Here is a 4,465-nt window from a genome sequence, read left to right as displayed (position 1 = left end):
CTGTCTCCAGCGCCAAAGTCATGATGGAACGCGACACCGGTCGCTCCAAAGGTTTTGGCTTTGTCGAAATGGGCAACGATGCCGAAGCACAAGCTGCAATTTCCGGCATGAACGGCCAGTCGCTCGGCGGCCGCAGCATCACCGTGAATGAAGCACGTCCAATGGAAGCACGTCCTCCACGTAGCGGCGGCTTCGGCGGCGGCGGTGGTGGCGGCTACGGTGGCGGCGGCGACCGTTCCGGTGGCGGCGGCTACGGCGGCGGCGGTGGTCGCGGCGGCTACTAAGCCCTGCAAACCCCGTCAACGGCAGAGATGCCGTTGCCAACCCGCTCTCTCGGCGTTACGTTGAGAACAGCATAAAAGGCTTCGAAACTTCGGTTTTGAAGCCTTTTTCTTTGGGGCTGGGTAATATTTACCTGCGGGCACTTTGCCGGGTGGTCACAACGTTTGCAGTTCGCGTGCACAGGGTGTTTCGTGGCCTAATGCCCCTCTATGAAGGTTCACAAGGTGCACGACGCGACCATCCTTATGTTGGGTGACAGTCCCCCACCGGGCGACTTCGATCTATGCATCTATGAAGCAGAAGACGGCGACGGATGGCAAGGCTTTGTTGCCGGGCGCGCCGGGTCAGCCAGTGCCGAATTTCGGCTTGCAAGTGCCTCGGCTACCTATGAAGCCGCACTGGCCAGCTGGATGGAGTCCAACCGGGGTCACGGCCGGTGACCATCTGGACGGCATCTGGCACGACGGTGATGAGCCTCCGGCAGCATCCCCGGTGTCACAAGCGCTGCCGATCTTGATGGCAAAAAACTTTATGGAACAGGCGGCGACAGGGCCTCGCGAAGACATCTTTCAAGGGCCTGCGTGATGCGCCGGCGGGCACTCATGCCTTTGCGCAGGATGCCGATCTCGCGGTAAAACGTTTTTTCGCCCAGGGAGATTGCGCGCACTCCCGGCGGCATGGGCAGGTAGGCCTCCACCATCGGCACCAGCGCAACCCCCAGGCCTTCGGCGACAAGGTTCATCAGGCCCGTGATCTCGTCAAGCTCGATGGAGTCCTGCACCGCCAGTTTGTTCTCGCGCAGGAACCGGGTCACCAGACGCCCACCGAAAGACGTGCGCTCGTAGCGCAAAAAAGGCTGCGACTGGAGCAATGCGCGCCAGTCCCGCCCTTTGATTTCCTTGCGCACGAGCAACTTGAAGGGTTCGTACATCAAGGTTTGCCAGGTCATTTCCGGCAGGATGCCGAACGGGGGTCGGATCATCACCGCCGCGTCGATCTCAGCACTGTCGAGCTGGTCCATCAGCTTCATGGACACGCCGGGAGCAATGTGGACGAGCAGTTTCGGGTTTTCCTTCCTCAGTGCCGCCAGTGCTCGGGGAAGCACCGAAGACTGAACAGAGGCAATGGCGCCGATCCGCAGGGTGCTGGCAAGCTCGTCATCGGTGCCCGCATCGCCCAGTTTGGAGAACAGCAGAACAATCTCTTCGGCACGCGCGAGCACCCTGGCGCCCGCTTCGTTGAGCACCGCGGAACGCCGTGTACGGTCAAAGAGCGCCAGCCCGAGGGACTCTTCCAGCCGCTGGATCTGGCTGCTCACGGCGGACTGGGTCAGTCCAATCTGGCCGCCGGCGGCGGAAAAGCYGCCGTAACGCACCACCGCGATCAAGGTTTTCAGCTCGGTAATCACATGGGTTTCCCATTAATTCATCGAAATTATTGATTCTCAGGTTGAATATATATCGTTTTTCAAAGTGCATCAATCGACCTAAAGTGCGGCTTCCACGACTCAAAGAGGCTTTCGATGACCACGCCAAACGCAACCACTCCCGCCAAAGCGCTTCCGCCATTTCATCTGGCGTTCCCTGTCCACGACCTCGCCGTCGCACGCCGGTTTTACGGTGAATTACTGGGCTGCCCCGAAGGCCGCAGCTCCAGCGAATGGGTCGACTTCAACTTCTACGGCCACCAGATCGTGGCGCACCTGGCGCCCGACGAGTGCGGCCACCGCCAGACCAGCGCCGTTGACGGCCACAACGTCCCGGTTCGCCACTTCGGCGCGATCCTGTCCCTCGGCGAGTGGGATGTCCTGGCGGCCCGGTTGAAAGCAGGGGGCACGCAGTTCGTCATCGAACCCTACGTCCGTTTCAAGGGTGAGCCCGGTGAACAGGCCACCATGTTCTTCCTCGACCCGTCCGGAAACGCCATCGAGTTCAAAGCCTTCGCCACGCTCGACAGCCTGTTTGCCAAGTGAAGGAAGCATGATGATGAAATTGGTAGCCTGTTCGGGCATTGCCGCAGCGTTCACCCTGGCGGGAGCTGCGGCCACCGCGCAGCCAATCGACACGCTCAAGAAGATCAAGGAGACGGCAGCCGTCACCATGGGCGTCCGTGAAGCCTCCGGCGCCATGTCCTATACGCTGGGCGCAGGCGAATACACAGGGTTTCATGTGGACATCTGCAAAAGGGTGATCGCGGATATCCAGAAACAGCTGGGCCTGGCGAAGCTGGACGTGCGTTACCAGTCCGTCACCGCGCAGAACCGGATCCCGCTCGTCCAGAACGGCACGGTAGACCTGGAGTGCGGGACAACGACGAACAACGCCGCACGCCAAAAGGATGTTGCCTTCGCACCCACGCTCTATATTGAAGAAGTCCGCGTCGCCACCAAAACCAGGACCGGAATCACCAGCCTGTCCCAGCTTGCCAACAAGACCGTGTCCGCCACATCTGGCGCTACAGCCGTCCAGCTTATCCGCAAGCACGAACGCGCGGCGGGCGTCGACTTCAAGGAGGTTTATGGCAAGGACAACAGCGAAGGTTTCCTGCTTCTTGAAAATGACCGGGCCGAAGCGTTCGTGGCGGACGGCCAGATCCTGGCCACCATGATTTCCCAGTCAAAACAGCCGAAAAACTATGTGGTGCTGAAAGAAGTCCTGAGCGTCGAGCCGATTGCCATCATGCTGCCCAAAGGGGATGCCCCCTTTAAACAGGCGGTGGACGCCAGCATTGCCAGAATGGCGAAAAGCGGCGAGGTCGCAAAGCTCTATGACAAATGGTTTGTCCAGCCGATACCGCCGAACAACACACAGGTAGGCATGCCCGCATCGGAGCTGACCAGGGCGGCATGGGCCAACCTGAGCGACAAGCCGCTGGAAGACTACACGAAGAAGTAGCGAGGAACGGGGCGAGGGGAGCAGCCCGCCCTGAAACGCGTCGGGCCCAACATAATCGGCAGCATGAAATGCACCAGGAAGAAATGACATGACACACTTCAAGGAAGTCGCCCTCGCACACGCCAGCCGCCTGATCAATCACGGCCCAACGGTTTTGGTGACGAGCGCGCACGGCACGGCGCGCAACGTGATGGCCGCCGCCTGGTCGATGCCCGTGGAGTTCACGCCGCCTCGCATTGCCATCGTGATCGACAAGAAAACCTATACGCGTGAACTCATCACCGCCAGCGGCGGCTTCGGCATATGTCTTCCGTGCACGGCCCTGGCCGGCTTGACGCATGCAGTCGGCAGTGAGTCCGGCCGCACGGGCGACAAGTTTGCGCAATACGGCTTGAAGGCCCGCACGGGGCCGGTGCTCGGCATGCCCGTGCTGGAGGAGGGCTGCGCGGCATGGCTGGAGTGCCGCCTGATCCGCGAACGGCATACCGAAGACGCGTACGACACCTGCTTTGCGGAGGTGGTCGCTGCCGCCGCCGATGAGCGTGTGTTCCAGCAGGGGCACTGGCGCTTCGGCGACGACAACCTCGATCTGCAGACGATTCACCATCTGGGAGGCGGAAATTTCGTCAGGCCGGCGGGAATGTTTCATGCCGGTGATGTGACGACAAAAATGCCCTGAGGTCATCGTCAATCAGGAGTTGGTTTCGCCCCACAACCTTCCCCGCACATCATCAAGGGCCAGGCGAAGGCTTTACCATTGCGGGCATGAAAACAACCTACATCCTCGGCGCCATCCTGGCTTGCAGCGTTATCGGCGCATTGGTCGGCGCCCGCTCGGTCAAGACTGGACTTCTGGTGACATCAGGGCTGCTGTCCCTTTATGGCCTGTTCCGCCTGTTGGGTTGAACGTACCGGCATTTCCTGACCGGCGCGACACGAGCCTCCCAATTCCATGGCAACCAGCCGAAACCAGGGCAACCTGATCACCCGCCTCCTGCAGCGTGGCAGGGAAGAGCGCATCGCCCAGGCGGCGGGCGGTCTCACTTTCACGATGGTGATGTCCATGGTGCCGATGCTGGCGGTGAGCTTCGCACTGTTCGCGCGCACGCCAGCGCTGCATGCCACCGGTGACGCGATTCGCGAGCACCTGCTGCGCGGCCTGTTGCCGGAGGGCATCGCCAAGACGGTGCTCAAACACCTGGCGCAGTTCGCGGGCAATGCCAATGGCCTCACGCTGGTGGGTTTTGCGCTGCTGCTGGTGTCGGCCCTGACGCTGCTGCTGAGCATAT

The 4,465-nt window shown here is 61.1% G+C and carries 8 protein-coding genes; 7 read left to right on the top strand and 1 reads right to left on the bottom strand.

Annotation, left to right across the window (positions count from 1 at the left end; translation table 11 throughout):
- Positions 1–284 (top strand): RNA recognition motif domain-containing protein (locus tag AC1D1X_RS16365; RefSeq protein WP_477698663.1); only part of this gene is annotated, 284 nt, incomplete at its 5' end.
- Between the two features lie 207 nt (positions 285–491).
- Positions 492–722: a hypothetical protein gene (locus tag AC1D1X_RS16360; RefSeq protein WP_457278690.1), complete on the top strand. Its 231-nt coding sequence runs from the start codon at positions 492–494 to the stop codon at positions 720–722.
- Between the two features lie 89 nt (positions 723–811).
- Here AC1D1X_RS16360 and AC1D1X_RS16355 read toward each other — a convergent pair whose 3' ends face one another.
- Entirely contained in the window at positions 812–1,690 is an 879-nt protein-coding gene (locus AC1D1X_RS16355; RefSeq protein ID WP_477698662.1) for a LysR family transcriptional regulator, read from the bottom strand.
- Between the two features lie 114 nt (positions 1,691–1,804).
- Between AC1D1X_RS16355 and AC1D1X_RS16350 the strand changes: the two genes are divergently transcribed.
- From AC1D1X_RS16350 to AC1D1X_RS16330, 5 genes are all read left to right on the top strand, one after another.
- The gene (locus AC1D1X_RS16350; RefSeq protein WP_477670914.1) at positions 1,805–2,254 is read left to right on the top strand and encodes a VOC family protein; all 450 of its coding nucleotides are present in this window, start codon (positions 1,805–1,807) and stop codon (positions 2,252–2,254) included.
- Positions 2,255–2,261: 7 nt separating this feature from the next.
- A complete protein-coding gene (locus tag AC1D1X_RS16345) occupies positions 2,262–3,176 on the top strand; it encodes an amino acid ABC transporter substrate-binding protein (RefSeq protein ID WP_477670913.1) in 915 nt (304 codons plus the stop codon).
- A gap of 88 nt (positions 3,177–3,264) precedes the next feature.
- A complete protein-coding gene (locus tag AC1D1X_RS16340; protein WP_477670912.1) occupies positions 3,265–3,855 on the top strand; it encodes a flavin reductase family protein in 591 nt (196 codons plus the stop codon).
- 86 nt (positions 3,856–3,941) lie between these two features.
- Positions 3,942–4,082 (top strand): hypothetical protein, encoded by a 141-nt coding sequence (locus tag AC1D1X_RS16335; protein ID WP_477670911.1) that lies wholly within the window; start codon positions 3,942–3,944, stop codon positions 4,080–4,082.
- 46 nt (positions 4,083–4,128) lie between these two features.
- Positions 4,129–4,465: YhjD/YihY/BrkB family envelope integrity protein (locus AC1D1X_RS16330; protein ID WP_477698661.1), on the top strand; the 337-nt coding region annotated here is incomplete at its 3' end.

The organism is Polaromonas sp. P1_G4, assembly GCF_056405475.1.
The sequence above is the reverse complement of the archived record's forward strand: the minus strand, read 5'-3'. Positions and strand labels throughout refer to the sequence as shown.